Genomic DNA, 16,972 nt, shown 5'->3' with positions numbered 1-16,972 from the left:
GCAAATCCGATACTCCGCTCAGATCTTGCTGAAAACTGGTTGGCTGAGGTACCTACAACATCTCTTAAAACCCAGGCAACCTTTAACAAACATCCGGGTTAAAAACCTTATCTCTCATCACCTTTATATCTCATCATCCTTGACATGTAAATTAGAATTTCTTGCGCTAAACAGCGCTAGTTTAGGTCTAGAAACATCGTGAGCCAGCTTTGAATTCCAGCGATCAATTCCAGTGAGATGGGGAGGCCGATGAGCTCATCGAGAGGAGATGCCCCCTTTTTGAAGGAAGGGGGCGTTAATGGGAAAGTTTTGCATTCGCTAATTAGGAATGCCGATAACAAAGACGTTACGATGCCTTATGAAGTTCGCCTTGCCGATAAGCGGACAGCGCTGCTCGGACGTCTTTCCGTAAAAAGCGCTTTAAGCCGCGACCTAATCGTTGAGCCAAGGCGGACAGAGCCTGTTCCTTGTTCATGAATTGGGCCGGTTCGCCGGGGGTGGCGGGCATGTGTCTTCTGCGATATTTGGCCAGGGCATTCCTGACCGTGGAGCAGAGATAGCATTCTGCGCCCCTGGGAAGCGTGGCGTCTAGGTCTCTTAGCATGCGTGGTGTGATTTTATTCATAGTAACCTCCTATCCTCAACGGATACGGAATGTTGGTTGATCTTTAATTGGTGCCTTATCTCTCCGTCATTTTTTTAAAACACAATTATCTAACTATAGTTTTTTTGCTAAAAAGTCAATAAGTTTTTTGTGGTTTACAAGTGTTTTTGCACCAGCGCTGCAGGAAGGCCGCTGCGGCTCTACTTGTTGAGTAATTCCAGGGTTTTGAGTGGCAATAAGTCAGCCGATCCGCTTGCCGGTGCGGAGCGGATATCTTCGTTAATGCTGGTCATGAACTGGATCAATTGCAGCTCGCTGTTGATTTTTTGCTGTAGATCGTCGGCTTCCCACATTTGATTCAGCAAATGCTTGGCATGATGATGGATCGTGAAGGCCAGCGCCTCGGGCAAATGTCGATATTTATGGGTAATCGAAATCTTCAATTGATCCAGCGAATCCAAGTATTCGCGGTAATCACTGATATCTTGTTTATTTTTGATCCTGAGCATGGTCAGTTCGGCCTTATGTTTGGTTTTCAATAAGGCGAGTTCCTGTTCCAGCGCCAGTTGCTGCTTTTGCAATTTTTCTTGCAAGGCTTTTTCGGAAAGCGCGCGAGCCGTTTTCAGGCGCATTTTCTCGTCATGCGTCCGCAATTGCCAATTCAAATGCTGAGTCCTGACTGCTAGGAAACAGTCCATTATTTCTCGGATCCATCTTTTTAAGCGTGACATCGGTGATAATTAACGGAAAGTCATGATTTTTGAGTGCAGTTTAAGTAGGCCTTCGATGTTTTCGGCGCGATAATTTTTTTGCAGCGCCTTTTTCAGGGACTTATAGGCGGGAGCGGGGATCTTGTCTCGCCCCGAAGCAAGGCTTTCGTCGATCGATTTCGATAACAGCCGGATATGTTTCCTGTTATTCAGTCGAAATAACGTATTCCGCCGATGATCGTTGCGGTAATGAATCTGTTGTTTTTCTAGGCGGTGTCGCTGTTCCTGATCCAGCAGTCTGATTTGACTGAAAAGCGCCTTTCTTTTAATCGACTCGGTGCTTGAAAAATAATGGCGGATGCCGGCTATCGTTCTTTTTAGGCCGTAGATCAACAGCGCTAGAAACACGGAACTGTAGGTCGTTATCAAAAAAAAGGTGCCGCCAAGAAAAAACAGACTGGCTAAGTTGTTTAAGGTGCTTTTTTCGCACACATAGCCAGAGATGAAGCTGGCGAAGGTGGCCAAAATTGAAAATGCAAACAGATGAAACAACATGGTTTTGCTTGGTTTCCAGTCAACGAGAAAAATTTTTCGTAATTATTCAGCGTATTTTTATCAGAGGGAGTAGGCTATTGATTTATCGGGCTGTCTGCAACAGGACGTTGCAGTCAGAGCTTACATGGAAGTATTCACGCGTCCCGAGAAATCAATGGTCTACTCCCTAAACCCTGAAAGATACTGAATAGTTACAATTTTTCTTAGTTTACCAGAGAAATGGGGGTAATAAGCTCAACAGTCAAGCTTATTACCCTAACTCAGGCTGGCCAACGCCATTTCCAAAGCCAGCCATTGTCGTTGATGAGCGGGAAGACCAAAGCGTATGCTGGACGGTTGCTCGAACAAGCGGGTTAAAATGCCTTGCTTGGCGAGGCGGTGGTGAATATCGCTCGCCTGTTCCGTTTTGAGCCATTGAAATAATTCGCAGCCGCCCTCGGGAGGCAAACCGTATTTGGATAACAGACGGTGCAAACGTTCCGCCTGTAACGGCAATTTCTCCCGAGTCTGTTGCTGCCAGCGTTTGTCCTGCAACGCGGCGATGGCTATATAGCGGGTCGGGTGACTGATAGGCCAGGGGCCGAATTTTTCGTTCAGTTGCTGCAGCAGGTCGGCGGCGCCGATGACAAAACCGCAGCGTATGCCGGCCAGGCCGAAGAATTTTCCAATGGAGCGCAGAACGATCAGTCCCGGTTGCGCAGGCTCAAGCGCCAGGCTGTTTTGGGGCTGGCAATCGATGAAGGCTTCATCGACAATCAGCCAGCCTCCGCGCCGTTGTAACGATTGATGCCAATGCAGCAGTTGCGTGCGGCTGTAGGCTTGGCCTGTCGGGTTGTTGGGATTGATCAAGATCAGCACATCGAGCTCAGCCAGGCTGGCTTCAATGCGTTTCGGATCGATGACGACGATATGATGGCCGTTTTTCCGCCAGCTTTCGGCATGCTCGGCATAAGCAGGATGCAGGACGCCAACGCGGCAACATGGGCGCAGATGTGGCAGCGTTTGAATCGCGGCCTGCGAGCCTGCGACCGGCAAAATCGACGAGGCTTGATAGTAGTCCTGCGCCGCGCTGACTAGGCCGTCGTCGGTTTCGGGCAGACGTTGCCAGCATTCGACAGGTATCGGCGGAATCGGCCAACCATCGGGATTGATGCCGGTGGAAAGGTCTGTCCACTCGGTCAGGGGAATGTCGTATTGGTTTGCCGCTGCGCGTAAATGACCGCCGTGTTCAAGCAAGGTAATCTCCTATCAAAATAAGCAAGAGCCATAACAGCAACGTTTTGTTGATCAAGCCGGTGGCTCGGGTGATGTCTTCGTTTCGTGTCGGCTTATCGGCGCCGAAGCGAATCTTGTCTTTTAACCGTCCATGATAATAGGCCGGTCCGCCTAGTTGGATGTTCAGCGCGCCGGCGCCGGCACTCATGACCGGACCGGCATTGGGGCTTTCCAGCCGCCCGGCCTGTAGCCGCCAACAGCGCAACGCCAGCCGGCTGTCGCCAAGCAGGGCGTAGCTGAGTGCAGTCAGTCGGGCCGGCAGCCAGTTCAGCAGATCGTCCAAACGCGCCGAGGCGCGGCCGAAATATAAATAGCGCGGATTCTTGTAACCCCACATCGCATCCAGCGTGTTGCATAAACGATGCAGCAAGACGCCGGCGGGACCGGCCAATAGCAGCCAGAACAACGGCGCAAATACCGCGTCGGCGCCGTTTTCCAGCACCGATTCGATAACGGCCTTGCGCACGTCTTCTTCGCTCATTTCTGCGGTTTCCCGGCTGACGAGGTAGCTGACCGCGATACGGGCATTCGCCAGGTCATCGTTGTTGAGATGCAATAATACCGCCTCGGCATGCCGTCTGAGGCTGTGGGCGGCGATGCAGACATACAACAGCAATGGCGCTAAGATCATCTCGATCAGCGACTGTTGTTGCAGCAGCCATATGAACAGGGTGAAGGGGGCCACTAATATCAGCAGCGCGAGCGAGCCATTCAGCATTTGCCGTGCTGAAGAGTTTTCGGCGTGTCTCAGGCGTTTTTCCATTAACCCGGCTAAGTTGCCGAAGGCGACCAGCGGATGATGTTTTTTCGGCTCTCCTAGCCAGTGATCCAGCAGAACCGCTAGAATAATGGTGCTTGATAAGGTCATGGTTTGCGCGATGTTGTCCGGACGCGCACAATGCCATATTCTACCGTTAAATTCAATCAGACAGGAGCCCATGAAAACAAATACCTTGATGGTGCAGGGAACGACCTCGGATGCCGGCAAGAGCGCATTGGTTACGGCCCTATGCCGCTATTATCAACGCCGCGGCATTAAAGTGGCGCCGTTCAAGCCTCAGAACATGGCGTTGAACAGCGCAGTCACGGTGGACGGCGGCGAAATCGGCCGCGCCCAAGCGGTGCAGGCGGCCGCCTGCGGATTAGAGCCTCATACCGATATGAACCCGGTCTTGCTGAAACCTAATTCCGACCAGACCGCTCAGGTGATTGTGCATGGCAAGGCGCTGAAAAATCTTTCCGCTGTGCAATATCATACCTACAAGAAACAGGCGCAGCGCGCGGTGTTGGAGTCCTATCAGCGTCTGATTGGGCAATATCAAAAAGTGATCGTCGAAGGAGCGGGCAGTCCCGCGGAAATCAATCTGCGCGACGGTGATATCGCCAACATGGGCTTCGCCGAGACGGTCGATTGCCCGGTGATTCTAATTGCCGATATCGATCGGGGTGGCGTGTTCGCGCATATCGTCGGTACGCTGGAATTATTGTCGGAGAGCGAGCGGGACAGGGTCGTCGGTTTCGTGATCAATCGTTTCCGCGGTGATCCTGCCTTGTTGCAGCCGGGCTTGGACTGGTTGGAGCAAAAAACCGGCAAGCCGGTGTTGGCGGTGTTGCCGTATCTGCCCGATTTCTATCTGGAAGCCGAGGACTCGCTGGCCGGTAAGTTGCATAACAAGCAAGAGCCGGGGCAATTCAAGATCATCGTGCCGGTATGGCCGAGGATCAGTAACCATACCGACTTTGATCCCTTGTTGCTGCATGCCGGGCTCAGCGTGGAATTGCTTAAACAACCGCCGCCGCAGGGTGGGGCGGATTTGCTGATTCTGCCCGGCAGCAAGTCGGTGCGCGATGACCTGGGCTGGCTGCGTCAAAACGGATGGCAGGATTTTATCAACAGACATCTGCGCTACGGCGGCAAGGTGCTCGGCATTTGCGGCGGCTACCAGATGCTCGGCAAACAAATACATGACCCTCACGGCATGGAAGGGGCGCCCGGCTCCAGCGCAGGCCTGGGGTTGCTGGACATAGAAACGACGTTACTGACGGAAAAATGCTTGAAGCGGACGACGGGGATTTTTCACCTGGATCAATCGGCTGTCTCCGGTTATGAAATCCACATGGGCAGGACTAGCGGCGCGGATACGGGCAGGCCTTTGATGCAATTGGCGGGGCAAGATGAGGGTGCGCGATCCGCGGATGATCAGGTGATCGGTGCTTATTTACATGGATTGTTTGATTTGCCGGAAGCTTGCGACTCGATTTTGACATGGGCTGGATGTCGACAGCGTAATGCGGTAGATTTAAAAAGCTTAAGGGAGCAGGGAATCAATCAGATTACCGATGCGTTAGAGCGGTGTTTTGATTTTTCCATGTTGGAAAAGGCGTTAGAGGGGCGATTTATTAAGCAGGAAAGAACTGTTTGTTAAGAGAATCGAGGTCTTGCAGTTGAATAGGGATAGACGACAATATTTTTTGTAAGTAACTATTCAGTATAAAAATGCTCTTACTATCAGTTACTTGCTCCAGAAGAGGCCGTCACCTAAATACCATAGACTATTGGTATGATTAATAATCTTCGTTAATTTAGGTGCTGGGTGAACGCGTCCCGAGAAATCAATGGCCGACTGCTTAAACCCTGAAAGATACTGAATAGTTACTATTTTTTACAACAGGCTGGGGCTGGAAATATGAATGAAAAAGTTGATTATCTGAATAGGATTAAACAAATTGATTACCTTGAGGCCGCAAAAAAAACGGCTTGTTGGTTGAAGACAAAATTAAAAGAGTCGGAATATTGGAATAAGCGCTTCGATCATTTCGCGCGTTTTGCCTCACGTTTGGCTGGACGGCCGTTGGCGTTCAGTGTCGCGATGTTGGTTATTCTTTCCTGGGTCGTTACCGGGCCATTATTTGGTTTTAGCGACACCTGGCAGTTGATCATCAATACCGCAACGACGATCGTGACGTTTCTGATGGTGTTTCTGATTCAGCATACGCAGAATCGTGACACCGAAGCATTGCAGGTCAAATTGGATGAGTTAATCCGCTCAATCGACGGAGCGAATAACGCGCTGTTGGATTTGGAAGAAATGGAGGAACGGGAATTGACCGTACTGCGCAAGCAATATAGCGAATTAGCCAGTTCGGCCCGGAAGGGGTTGAATCAGGGCCACAAATAGTGGAAGTAAGGGGCGCAGGTGCTTGCTTCCTTCAAGCATAAAAAAGGCCCTTGTCAAAAAGAGCCTTGTTAGCCTAAAGTTCAGCGCTTATTGGGGCTGAACATTCGCCGCTGTGAGGCCTTTGGGACCAGATTCAATGTCAAATACAACCGATTGGCCAGGTGATAGTGTTTTAAAACCATCGCCTAGAATGACCGAATGATGAACGAAGACGTCTTCGTTGCCTTCAGAAGGCTCAATAAAACCAAAACCTTTAGTGTTGTTAAACCACTTTACGGTGCCTGTTGCCATTTGGAAAACTCCTACAAAATAAAACTATAGTTACACAGAGCGACAATATTGATAACCTGGAAACACGAGCGGTATGCCTACTGTGGCTCCTGCTTAGCCGGCAATCCTGCATGCCGCGGTGGTCGAAGGTTTTGTAATTCAACATCTGTTATCTGATCGCGGGGTATTGTACTGCGATTTATCCGGGATTGCTATCGGGGGGATTTAAAAATGACGATTTCCTCCGCTTAAGGAGTCGGCCGGCGGTGGCAGCATGATTTCAGAGGCTTTAGCGCATGATTTAAATGTCAATTAAGAATGCGCTAGTTGGCTTGGGGAAAAGCGTATGTGACATGGCAGACTTTGCTCTTTGCAAAATCTGCCATACCCAATCAGCTACCTGGAACAGCCCGGACTTCCTGTTTAAAGCGGGTCTAACAGAAAATAATCAGCGGCTGACTGCGATGCTTGAACGGATAAAAAAGCCCCTGACGGGGCTTTTGTCGTGGATTAAGGCGAAACGACGACCTCATTAGTGAAGTCGGAAACGCCGTTAGCGTTGCGGGCTCTGACTTTATAATGTACGGCGCCATCGATTAACGGAGTCGTATAGCGAGTTTCGCCGGTGACCGCCAACCAGCTGGAATAGTCGCAGCGGGTGGTTTTGTTTTTACCTCTGCCCGAGGTGATTTCTTCACAACGCCAGACTTCGTATTCGCTGGCGAGTTCCGCTCTGCCCCAGCCCAACAAGACCGTGCCACTGATGGTTTTCCTCCAGCCCCAGCCGCTAACGACTTTATCGACGCTGTAAGACAGCGCGCCGGGAGTGCCCGGCAACATATTGTCAGGATTGTTGACTGTCGTGGTGACGCTGGCGCTGTCGGAAAGCCCTCCTGGGTCGGTGACCGTTAACGTGACATTGTAAGTGCCGGCTGCGCTATAGCTGTGGCTGGGATTGGCGGCCGATGAACCGCTGCCGTCGCCGAAGTTCCACTGATAGCTCAATGCATCGTTAGTATCGGGATCAAAAGAACCGGCGCTGGAAAAGGCGACGGTCAATGTCGCATTATCGGCGGGCGCCGATACGGCGGCAACCGGCGCATCGTTGACCGGACTCACCTCGATCGTCACACTGGCAGCGCTGCTGCCGCCGAAACCGTCATGCACGCTATAAACGAAGCTGTCGGCGCCGTAGAAATCGGCGTTTGGCGTATACATGACGCTACCATTGTTATGGTTGACGACAGAGCCATTAGCCGGCGGCGATTGAATCGTGAAACTGAGCGGGTCGCCATCGTCGTCGGAGGCCAAGGCTGACAGCTCAATGCTGAGACTTTGGTCTTCCGCGGTAGTGATGTTGGCGTCATTGCTTTGCGGATTTGCATTGCTTGCCGTTGCCGCACTGGCGACGATCGATGGTTGAGTTTCGTTGCCATAGGCGTCACGGGCGGTTACCTGAAAACCGTAAGCTGTGCCAGCTTGCAAGTCCATGGCCGTATATTGATTGGATGTTTGCCAACCGCTGTCGCCGCACCCGCCGCTGACACAGCTGAACAGATATTCCACCGCACCGGAATCATCGCTGGCGGGGCTCGCCTGCATGGCGATGCTGGTGCGCGACACGCTGTAAGGCGCGACGCTCCAGCTCATAGGATCGGGATTCGGCGGGGTCGTGTCGTTGTTTGTGCTGAATGGTGTAACGGCGCCGGAAATGAAATATTGTCCCACGCTGCCATAATCGGAATAAGGCGTGACATCGTTGCCGACGCCGCTAACAGCTAGCAAGTATTGTCCATTTTCGACGCTAGCGTTAATCCGGGCATCGGTTTCATCGAGCGGGTCACTGCTGGCGATCACTTGGCCGTCCCAATCATAAAGTGTAGCCTGGATGTCCAGATTGGCGCCGCGGCGGGAACTGCGATAAAAGGAATCCCAGGCCGGTGTGACGGTGATTTCCAACGCGCCCGAGCCGGCGTCGAAGGCAAAGAAATCGACATCGCTGCGGGTCTCTATAATGCCTTTGTTGTAAGGCGCAAGGTTATGCGGGTCGGCCTCCGGCGAGGTGACCGAAATATTGCCTTGTTCATCGATCAATAAGGCCGTCGGGTTGAATAGATCGTCGCCATGATCGTCGGTCCGGACGGTTAGACGTTGACCGATCAGGGCGATGTCATCCTCGGTCTGCGAAGCGTCGTTGTATTCGCCCTTGCTCCATTGGGTCACATTGCCGTAATAACCGACTCCCATGATGGGCCCCCAGGAGACAAAGCCGGTGCCGTGGCCGCCATAATAGGATTGCGTCGAGGTGCCATCGTGCGACAGGCTGAGATTATGTCCCATTTCATGGGAGGCGGCTTCGGCGATATAAGGCGGGAAGGTGGCCAGATTGTTGTAGTAGACCAAGGCCGGCGAATAATAACTGGCGTAATTGCTGCGTCCCCAGACATTGACATAGGCGACGCCGCCGGCACTGGCATAAGGCATGGGGTTTCCGGCTGCATCTTCGTTATGGGTAATCAGGAGGCGGCCGGTAGTCGGCCCGAAACTGCCGGGTTCCTCGGTCGTGACATCGACATCGAATGGGACATAGTCTTCCGCGACCCGGTGCCAAATTTCGGCGATCTCCGCCAGTTCCAAGGCGCTGAAGCCCGTCGTGTCGCCATCGCTATCGTATGGCTGGGCCTGGATGCTGGCCGAACCGCTGTTCCATGCCGTGCCGCTGAGGGTATGGCCGTTTACATCGATGTAGATGATATTGCTGGCGCCGGGTTTGCTGTGCAGTTTGAAGGTGTCGGCGGCGCTGACCGCTAGCGGTTGCTCGACACCGTCGCTGCTCGTTTCGGTCAAGTCGCTTAGATCGAAGACATCGCCATAAAGCACACCGCCATCATCATCGATATGCAGGTGTTTCAAATCACGATCGGTGAAGGCGAAGGAGTGCAGCCAGTTCATCGCTTTCTGCCTTCTGTTGCCGCGCAGGGCCTTGAGTTTGGTTTTGGCCTTGCTGGCCGGCAGATCATCTATCGTGAAAGGGGATTTTTTGCCGAAATGTCTGATCGGGTCGGGTTTCGCCAATACGCCGACTGGTGTCAGCGCCAGCGCCACCGCCGCTACGATTAGGGGGCTGTTGAAAGGAATCATTTTTTCGTGTCCTCAGGGTTGTAAAACAAAGCATTAGAAACTCTAATGGCTTTTTCCATGAGCTTCTGCAGAAGCTATCGCATTTTGGCAAATCCGGATTAAGCCGCGGTTAAAACGTTGGCTATGTTCGTATTCATTAATGCGGGCGAGAGAATTGCCGAAGTCTGCGGTTTTTCTGCAGTTTCTTCCAGATAGCGTAGCGGTAGTTGACAATACTGTGGTCGGCAAAGGCCCGTAAAGCCACTTTGTCGGTGAAAAAAGGAGAGGTTTGTCAAGATGGATGTCACGTTTTCTATGCAGCCTCATCTCTAATTTCGTCGGTTTTCTCCTGTTTTTTATCTGGATTAAGCCATGCTTCGTCGATGGGATTCCTGTTCTTGGTTTCGCCACTCCATCGTTCAGTGCGTTTCTGTTTGGCCGCCTCGTAGACTTCTTTCCGCACCGCCAGAATTTGATGGTCCAAGCCATTGTGGCGTTCTACCGGTGTCACAAAGCGAATCCCTGCTATGCCGATGGATTTCGTTGTTTCAGCGTACAAAGTCATGTCCTCAGTTTCTAGCTTGCTTGTGTTCCTGGGCTTGATACGGCGCGAGGAGCAGGGGATCGCCAAAATCGGCACCGAAAGCGCGGCGATCATCGTTCTGTACGGCATCGGCGTGATCATGATGTTAACTGGGGGTGTTTAGCTAAAAAGCGTTAATTCTCCAGTATTCCTATTTCGATGTAGCGGGCAGTTTCGTACCCGGAAAATTCGGTTTTTACAATTCTTCTCAAGCACGCGTCCGTTACGCCCATTTCATTACCACATCGGATTATGCAGCGTCGGCAGGCGATTATTCAACGCTGGTTGCCAACGACGACGGCAGCTTCACTCGCACCTTAAAGAACGGCACACAAATCCACTTCAACGCCGAAGGGCTGCAAACCGACGTGGTCGACCGTCACGGCAACCGCACCCGCTACGCTTACAACAGCGACCGGCAGTTGTCCACGATCACCGACCCGGCGGATTTGCAAACCGTCTTCACCTATACCGACGGCCGACTCGACAAAGTTACCGACCCGGCAGGTCGGGTGACCCGCTTCCGCTTCGACAACGACAACAACCTGATCCAGGTCACTTTCCCGGACGGCGCTTTCAAGCGTTTCGGCTACGATCACCGGCATTTGATGACCACCGAAGCCAACGAACGCGGCTTTACCGGCGTTCGCGAGTACCGCGGCAATGGCCGGCTCAAACAAGTCACCCGCGCGGACGGCAGTGTCCATCAAGCCGATCATGAACAAACCATCGGCTTGGTCGATGCCGACAGCGCCTTCGGCAGCGCCGACAACCCGGCGCCGGTGGTTCGTCCCGAGGCCGCGATCAGCGTTTTCACCGACGGTGAAGGCCATAGCAAATACAGCAACACCGATTCATTCGGTCGCTTGATCCGACGCACCGACGCCAATCATCTGACGACGGTGATCGACCGTGACGGCGACGGCAACCCCATCAGGACCCACCGCCCGGACCAACTCAGTTATATCGACCGGGTGTTCGACGAGGCCGGCAATCTCGTATCGGTCACCGAATCGTACAACAATGCGACCACCCGCTACAGCTACGATCCGGTCTTTAACCTGCTGACCTCGGTCACCGACCCCAATCAGATGGCGCTGGACGCCAGTCAACGCAAGGCGACCCGATATGTGCGCAATCCGGCTAACGGCAATCTGGAAACGCTGATCAACGCCTTGGGGCACGAAACCCATTTCGACTATAACCATGCCGGCCAAGTCGTCGAAATCGTCGATCCGAACGGTCTGGTGACAAGCTATCACTATAACGCTCAGGGGCTGCCCGATACGATCACCGAAACACCGCCCAGCAGCGGCGGTCTAAATCGCGTGACCACGTTGACCTATCATGCCGATGGTCAGGTGAAAACCCTGACCACACCGGATCATATCACCCTGACGCTGGACTACGATCCGCGCGGCCGCCTGATCAGCGTCAGCGACCCGTTGAATCAACGCATCGACTATCGCTATGACGCCGCCGGCAATCCAACCCGGATCAACAGCGTCAACGGCGATGGTTCGTTGGCGGCGACCGTGGCGCAGCGTTTCGACGCCCTCAGCCGCCTACGCAACACCGTGCAGCCGCATATCAGCGGCCAAGACAGCGTTCAACAAAGCGAATACGATCAGGCCGACAACTTGGCGCTGTTAATCAATGCCAACGGCCAGCCGACCGATTTTGATTACGATCCCGGCAATCGCCTGATAAAACGCATCGATGCGCGCTTGGGCGTCACCGATTACGCCTATGACGACAACGGCCACTTGAACCAGGTGATTGCGCCGAACGGGGCGCAAACCGATTATCAAGTCGACCCGCTCGGCCGTATTCGCCAGGAAATCAGTCCGGATCGCGGGGTTATCGATTATCGCTACGATCTCAACGACAACCTGATCGAAGCGACCGATGCCCGCGGCATTAGCGTCCGCTACGAGTACGACGAGCTGAACCGTTTGATCGCGATCCAGTATCCGGACGCCCGCGAAGACGTCATCTTAACCTATGACACCTGTTCGTTCGGCATCGGGCGTTTGTGTCGAATCAGCGACGAAGCCGGCGATAGCCAACTGGCCTACGACGCCTACGGCAACCTGACAGCGATCACAGAGCATAGAGACGGCACCGATTATAGCCAGTTCTTTCAGTATGACGCCGGGCATCGTCTGATCGCCCAGACCTTGCCGTCCGGCCGCACCCTACATTATGACCGCGACAGCCTGGGCAGAGTGGAACGCATCACCACCACCGTAGCCGGCGTCAGCCAAATCATCCTGGACCATATCGGTTACGACGCCAGTCACCGCATCACCGGGCGCGACTTCGGCAACGGACTCGGCGAGACCCGGCGATACGATCTGCAAGGCCGGCTGGTTTCGCAAACCCTGGGCAGCGGTCAGAACAGCGTGCTCAGCTATGACGCCAACAGCAATCTGCTGACCCTCAACACAACCGGCGACAGTCACGCTTATCAATACGACGAACTGGACCGTCTGCAGAACGAAGTCAACAACGGCGCGGAAATTGGCTATCAATATGATGAAAACGGCAATCGCTTGTTGCGAAACGAAGGTAATCAAAGCTCTGTTTACGACATCACGCTCGGCGGCAATCAACTGGAGGCAATCGACAATCAGCTGCTGACATACGACGCCGCCGGCCACCTGATCCGGGATGCCCAGGGCCGAACCTTCGTCTACAACAACGCCGGACGGCTTACGGCTATCCTGCAAAACGGCGTTACCGTCGCCGAATACCGTTATCACGGCAACGGCCAGCGCAGCCACAAGCTCATCGGCGCCACGGTCATTCATTATCATTACGATCTGTTAGGCAACCTGATCAGCGAAACCAATGCCGACGGCAGTGCGCGGAAAGACTATGTGTGGCTGGGCCGCGAACCGGTCGCCCAGATCGATCACACGGCGAGCGGAGAAACGCTACACTATCTGCACAGCGACCATCTGCACACGCCGCGCCTAGCCACCGACGCCAGCCGGTCCATCACCTGGCGCTGGGAAAGCCAAGCCTTCGGCGACAGCCAGCCGCAAAGCTTCGGCGCCACGGTCAATCTGCGCTTTCCGGGGCAGTATTATGATGCGGAGAGCGGGCTTTACTATAACTGGCATCGGTATTATGATCCGAAGACAGGGCGGTATATCACTTCCGATCCGATAGGATTGAACGGCGGGTTGAATAGTTATGGGTATGTTGGCGGAAATCCGTTAATCTATAGTGATCCTAAAGGCTTGATAATTTGGGATATTCTGGATTTTGGTTTCTTTGCCCAAAGTCTGTATGAATATTATCAATGTTCGAGTACCGATAATGCGATAAACTTAGGGCTTGATGCTATTGGTTTGTTTCCAGGCATACCGGCTTTAGGGACGCTTAGACGGATTGATGATGCGGTTGATGTTACAAACAGAGCGGGCCAGTTAGCAGCAAATAAAGCAGCAGGAAAAGCTGCGGAGGCCCAAGCAGCTAAAGACCTAGTTGCTGAGGGGAATACCATTTTAGGTAGCCAAGTCTCGGTTAGGACTGCTGAAGGTCGACGTGTAATAGATCACTTAGTTCAAGATGCCAACGGTACGATCCGAGCTGTTGAAGTGAAAGCAGGCGGCGCTGTCCGTAACGCTTCTCAGCTCGCTAAAGATAATGCGCTTGCAACCCAGGGGGGGGAACTCTTGTTGGTAAGAATGCCCCGGCAGCTCTTCGTGGCCAAAATATGGTTATTGAGACTGTTGAAAGGCGTTATTAAATAGCTGATCACATTATGAGTATTAAAGAACTACAAAAAAATCTATTGTCGAGTGTTGGTGAAAAGTTGACTGCTTTTGGCTTTGGAAAAAAGGCCAAGCAGCAGTCCTTCTACCGGTCAATTGAAGGCGGCTGGGCCTGTGTTCATCTCTCGTTTATTAATCATGCTGATGACTTTGATGTAACAGTAGATGTCGCCATTCGGTTTGATGAGGTTGAGGATTTGGTGAATTCTAAAAACAACCTGTTGACCAAAAAGGAAAAAGAAAGGACCTGCACTCTAGGTATTGAACTTGGTAATTTATCTGTCGGCGAGCAGAAGCGATGGAGTATTTCCTCGGAAGAGCAAATATCTTTAGTTGCTGATTCAATATTGGAAGATTTTGAGAAGTTTGGAAATCCGTATTTATTGAAATATTCATCTGTGAATTCTGCTTATGAGTTGCTGTCTAGCGATGAAAAGAGTGTATGGAAGCATTGCCCTTTTCATGCAACTAGAGCGAAGAAAGCAATCGCAATTGCGAAACTCTTGGGGCAGTCGGATATTCAGGGTCAAATATCAACTAGAAAAAAGTTTCTTCAAGAAATGAAAGATTTTGGCCTTTCCGATTTTGTAAGCTTTGCGAACAGCTTGTCCTAGTATAAGCCCGCACCCGCGGGCTTTTTAATGTGCGGCTTGCTGGATCACCGTATCCAGCATATCCATCACAAACTTCTGTTTAGACTTGGGTAATTGGCTAATCTGTTCAACCTGCTTTAGCAGCTTAGGAGCTGGCCCTCGCTTCTTGCCGTCGGGTCGCATCGAATCGTGTTTGGTCTCTAGCATATAGTAAGCGGCCCTGGCCAGTTTATGCGCCACCGAGCGAATAGCGACGAAAATATTTGGGGTCAGAGTAAATTTTAGGATGCCTCAGGGTCAGGTCTAGATCACACGATTACCCACAAATTGGAAACATTCGATAAAATAGATGTTTTTGTCTGAATTAACAAATATTTAGGGTCAGAGTAGCATTTATCTTTGAATATTTTACTCTGACCCCCAAATATGTTACTCTGACCCCCAAATATGTCGGTTTGCCGATGACTGCAACATTTTCGTTGGGTCGCAAAAGGCGGCGGAGCGAGTGATGGAGAAAGTCAGCCAATTCATCGAAAACAAGCTGAAACTGAAGGTGAACCGGGAGAAAAGCCAAGTGGCTAAATCCGATGCGGTAAAGTTCTTAGGCTTTACCGTGGTCGACGGGACGGTGGCGATTGCGCACAAAGCCCTGCAAACGGCCATGAGTAAAGTCAAAGCCTTAACGCCGCGAGGCACCCATCAGACGCTGAATCACACCCTGGCCGACCTTAATCAGTGGTACGTGGGCTGGGCCAACTACTACAGCTTGACCCAATACCCGTCCCAGCTGAGGAAAATCGAAGCCCATATCCGGCGACGATTACGAGCGAGGCTGGTGAGTCAGCAGAAGCGGAAACAGCATCTGTATCGAAACCTGGTCAAACGGGGCGTACCGCGAAAGCAAGCCGCCCAGACGGTCTTTTCCAACAAGAAACGGTGGGCGCTTTCCGCAACCCGAGCGGTGACGAGAGCCTATCCGAACAGTTGGTTTATCAACCTGATGGGACAGGAAATACGATCCGACCGACAGTTAGCGCATTGGTTTGAGGTATCTCAATGGATTCGTCTTACGTGAGGAGCCGTGTACGGACCCGTACGCACGGTTCTGTGGGCAGACGGGAGCTGCGGCTCCCTCTGACCCGATGGATCATCGAAGCCACGAACACCCCGGATTCTGAAAGCTACATCCGGGCTACTCGCTGCGGCTGAAGCAGGATTAGCCGCTTGTCCAATCGGTCGAGCAGAGCGGAAAAGGGGACGGATTTATTTTCCATCTCCACCATCCGCTGACTGATAAATAAATCTGTCCCCTTTTCTAATGCTTTTCTAATGGAAGTCTGCGGTTTTTCTGCAGTTTCTTCCAGATAGCGTAGCGGTAGTTCAGGATGCTGTGATCGGCTAAGGAGCGGAACGCCACTTTGTCGGTGAAAAAGGGAATAGGCAATTGGTTGAAGGGATAAAGTAACTGTGCTTTCAGGCTGTCGCGCCGCATGAATGCCGCGCCGGGGGCTTCGCACCAATCACCGGCGGCGTTGAAATATTGCAAGGTCCCGATGTGCCGATAGTCCGTGATGTCTTTGAGCGGCAGACGGGCGACCAGATCGCTGCAATTGACAAAACGCTGGCTATTGGCAGTCTTTAAGCTGGCGCAGAAAGCGCTGTCGCCAACTCGCGGTGAAGCGAAGGTATAGAGGCCGTGAGGATTCAGGTGAGCGGCCGCAATCGTGGCTAGCGCTGCGCCGAGGCTATGGCCGGTGATCCATAACGGTTTGCTTTTTAGGGTGGGAAGGGACAGTATCGATACGATGCGCTCCCAGCTGTGACCGCTTAAAGCGCCGAAGAAGCCGCCATGAACCTTGCCTTTGCCGGGAAATTTAACCGGCTGCAGATAGGCTTCGGCTAACATGTCTTGGTAACGGTCCGGTTCGGTGCCTCTGAACGTCAAAATCACGGCGTTGTCGGTCGAGATAATATAAGCTTGTGTGTCCTGGATCAATTTTTCTCGACCGTCGGCTTCCTTGCGGTCATCGATAAACGCCTCCAGCGTCAGCTCCATGTTGTGCAGGATCGCCAGGCTGTCGTGTTCATCGTAATAGGCCAGATGGGAGAGATTGCAGAGCCACCAGGCATTGGCAAATGACAGTGTCGTCGCTTCGCCGTCAAACTCCCAGGAGTCATCGTGTTCATTAAACACGGGAAGTTTTTCAGGAAAATACAGCGCGTCACGGGTGAAATTCTGTTGCATGCTCGTTCCTCGTCAGTGAATCCGCTCGCAGTTATGACAGTTTAGTTTATATT

At 52.4% G+C, this 16,972-nt stretch carries 14 protein-coding genes and 1 pseudogene; 6 read left to right on the top strand and 9 right to left on the bottom strand.

What is annotated here, in order from left to right; genetic code table 11:
* Nucleotides 1-346: 346 nt before the first annotated feature.
* The 5 genes from Q9L42_RS02190 to cbiB form a co-directional block, all read right to left on the bottom strand.
* The gene (locus Q9L42_RS02190; protein ID WP_305910065.1) at nt 347-625 is read right to left on the bottom strand and encodes a hypothetical protein; all 279 of its coding nucleotides are present in this window, start codon (nt 623-625) and stop codon (nt 347-349) included.
* Between the two features lie 179 nt (nt 626-804).
* Nucleotides 805-1,302 carry a hypothetical protein gene (locus Q9L42_RS02185; protein WP_349431811.1) on the bottom strand — a complete coding sequence of 166 codons (498 nt, stop codon included), beginning with the start codon at nt 1,300-1,302 and terminating at the stop codon, nt 805-807.
* 42 nt (nt 1,303-1,344) lie between these two features.
* Nucleotides 1,345-1,869 carry a hypothetical protein gene (locus Q9L42_RS02180; RefSeq protein WP_349431810.1) on the bottom strand — a complete coding sequence of 175 codons (525 nt, stop codon included), beginning with the start codon at nt 1,867-1,869 and terminating at the stop codon, nt 1,345-1,347.
* Nucleotides 1,870-2,124: 255 nt separating this feature from the next.
* Nucleotides 2,125-3,105, bottom strand: coding sequence for a threonine-phosphate decarboxylase CobD (gene cobD / locus Q9L42_RS02175; protein WP_305910068.1), 981 nt, complete (start codon nt 3,103-3,105; stop codon nt 2,125-2,127).
* Nucleotides 3,098-4,012 (bottom strand): adenosylcobinamide-phosphate synthase CbiB, encoded by a 915-nt coding sequence (cbiB, locus tag Q9L42_RS02170; RefSeq protein WP_305910069.1) that lies wholly within the window; start codon nt 4,010-4,012, stop codon nt 3,098-3,100. The genes cobD and cbiB overlap by 8 nt, the downstream gene beginning before the upstream one ends.
* A gap of 70 nt (nt 4,013-4,082) precedes the next feature.
* On the opposite strand from cbiB, the gene Q9L42_RS02165 reads away from it, so the two are divergent.
* On the top strand, nt 4,083-5,570 hold the full coding sequence (locus Q9L42_RS02165; RefSeq protein ID WP_305910070.1) for a cobyric acid synthase: 1,488 nt from the start codon (nt 4,083-4,085) through the stop codon (nt 5,568-5,570).
* A 261-nt stretch (nt 5,571-5,831) separates the two neighbouring features.
* Nucleotides 5,832-6,323 (top strand): low affinity iron permease family protein, encoded by a 492-nt coding sequence (locus Q9L42_RS02160; RefSeq protein WP_305910071.1) that lies wholly within the window; start codon nt 5,832-5,834, stop codon nt 6,321-6,323.
* Between the two features lie 87 nt (nt 6,324-6,410).
* On the opposite strand, the gene Q9L42_RS02155 is transcribed toward Q9L42_RS02160, so the two are convergent.
* From Q9L42_RS02155 to Q9L42_RS02145, 3 genes and pseudogenes are all read right to left on the bottom strand, one after another.
* Nucleotides 6,411-6,614: a cold-shock protein gene (locus Q9L42_RS02155; RefSeq protein ID WP_305910072.1), complete on the bottom strand. Its 204-nt coding sequence runs from the start codon at nt 6,612-6,614 to the stop codon at nt 6,411-6,413.
* Between the two features lie 489 nt (nt 6,615-7,103).
* Nucleotides 7,104-9,734 (bottom strand): Ig-like domain-containing protein, encoded by a 2,631-nt coding sequence (locus tag Q9L42_RS02150; protein ID WP_305910073.1) that lies wholly within the window; start codon nt 9,732-9,734, stop codon nt 7,104-7,106.
* 292 nt (nt 9,735-10,026) lie between these two features.
* Nucleotides 10,027-10,261, bottom strand: a pseudogene (locus tag Q9L42_RS02145) (hypothetical protein); the annotation flags it as partial.
* Between Q9L42_RS02145 and Q9L42_RS02140 the strand changes: the two are divergent.
* From Q9L42_RS02140 to Q9L42_RS02125, 4 genes are all read left to right on the top strand, one after another.
* Nucleotides 10,241-10,420: a hypothetical protein gene (locus tag Q9L42_RS02140; protein WP_432648868.1), complete on the top strand. Its 180-nt coding sequence runs from the start codon at nt 10,241-10,243 to the stop codon at nt 10,418-10,420. The pseudogene Q9L42_RS02145 and the gene Q9L42_RS02140 sit on opposite strands and share 21 nt — an antisense overlap.
* 244 nt (nt 10,421-10,664) lie before the next feature.
* Nucleotides 10,665-14,060, top strand: a complete 3,396-nt coding sequence (locus Q9L42_RS02135; protein ID WP_432648867.1) for an RHS repeat-associated core domain-containing protein — start codon at nt 10,665-10,667, stop codon at nt 14,058-14,060.
* A gap of 11 nt (nt 14,061-14,071) precedes the next feature.
* Entirely contained in the window at nt 14,072-14,695 is a 624-nt protein-coding gene (locus tag Q9L42_RS02130; protein WP_305910075.1) for a DUF4304 domain-containing protein, read from the top strand.
* A gap of 382 nt (nt 14,696-15,077) precedes the next feature.
* On the top strand, nt 15,078-15,749 hold the full coding sequence (locus Q9L42_RS02125) for a group II intron maturase-specific domain-containing protein (protein WP_349432728.1): 672 nt from the start codon (nt 15,078-15,080) through the stop codon (nt 15,747-15,749).
* Between the two features lie 240 nt (nt 15,750-15,989).
* Here Q9L42_RS02125 and Q9L42_RS02120 read toward each other — a convergent pair whose 3' ends face one another.
* Nucleotides 15,990-16,919, bottom strand: a complete 930-nt coding sequence (locus Q9L42_RS02120) for a lipase family protein (protein WP_305910077.1) — start codon at nt 16,917-16,919, stop codon at nt 15,990-15,992.
* Nucleotides 16,920-16,972: the final 53 nt, after the last annotated feature.

This window comes from Methylomarinum sp. Ch1-1, from assembly GCF_030717995.2.
In the GTDB taxonomy this organism is placed as follows: Bacteria; Pseudomonadota; Gammaproteobacteria; order Methylococcales; family Methylomonadaceae; genus Methylomarinum; species Methylomarinum roseum.
This window is presented reverse-complemented; position numbering and strand designations above follow the sequence as displayed.

Bases quoted from the DNA above. Each gene is read 5' to 3' on its own strand.
- Q9L42_RS02190 (WP_305910065.1), bottom strand. From the start codon at position 625: ATGAATAAAATCACACCACGCATGCTAAGAGACCTAGACGCCACGCTT.
- Q9L42_RS02185 (WP_349431811.1), bottom strand. From the start codon at position 1,302: ATGGACTGTTTCCTAGCAGTCAGGACTCAGCATTTGAATTGGCAATTG.
- Q9L42_RS02180 (WP_349431810.1), bottom strand. From the start codon at position 1,869: ATGTTGTTTCATCTGTTTGCATTTTCAATTTTGGCCACCTTCGCCAGC.
- cbiB (WP_305910069.1), bottom strand. From the start codon at position 4,012: ATGACCTTATCAAGCACCATTATTCTAGCGGTTCTGCTGGATCACTGG.
- Q9L42_RS02165 (WP_305910070.1), top strand. From the start codon at position 4,083: ATGAAAACAAATACCTTGATGGTGCAGGGAACGACCTCGGATGCCGGC.
- Q9L42_RS02160 (WP_305910071.1), top strand. From the start codon at position 5,832: ATGAATGAAAAAGTTGATTATCTGAATAGGATTAAACAAATTGATTAC.
- Q9L42_RS02155 (WP_305910072.1), bottom strand. From the start codon at position 6,614: ATGGCAACAGGCACCGTAAAGTGGTTTAACAACACTAAAGGTTTTGGT.
- Q9L42_RS02150 (WP_305910073.1), bottom strand. From the start codon at position 9,734: ATGATTCCTTTCAACAGCCCCCTAATCGTAGCGGCGGTGGCGCTGGCG.
- Q9L42_RS02140 (WP_432648868.1), top strand. From the start codon at position 10,241: ATGCCGATGGATTTCGTTGTTTCAGCGTACAAAGTCATGTCCTCAGTT.
- Q9L42_RS02130 (WP_305910075.1), top strand. From the start codon at position 14,072: ATGAGTATTAAAGAACTACAAAAAAATCTATTGTCGAGTGTTGGTGAA.
- Q9L42_RS02120 (WP_305910077.1), bottom strand. From the start codon at position 16,919: ATGCAACAGAATTTCACCCGTGACGCGCTGTATTTTCCTGAAAAACTT.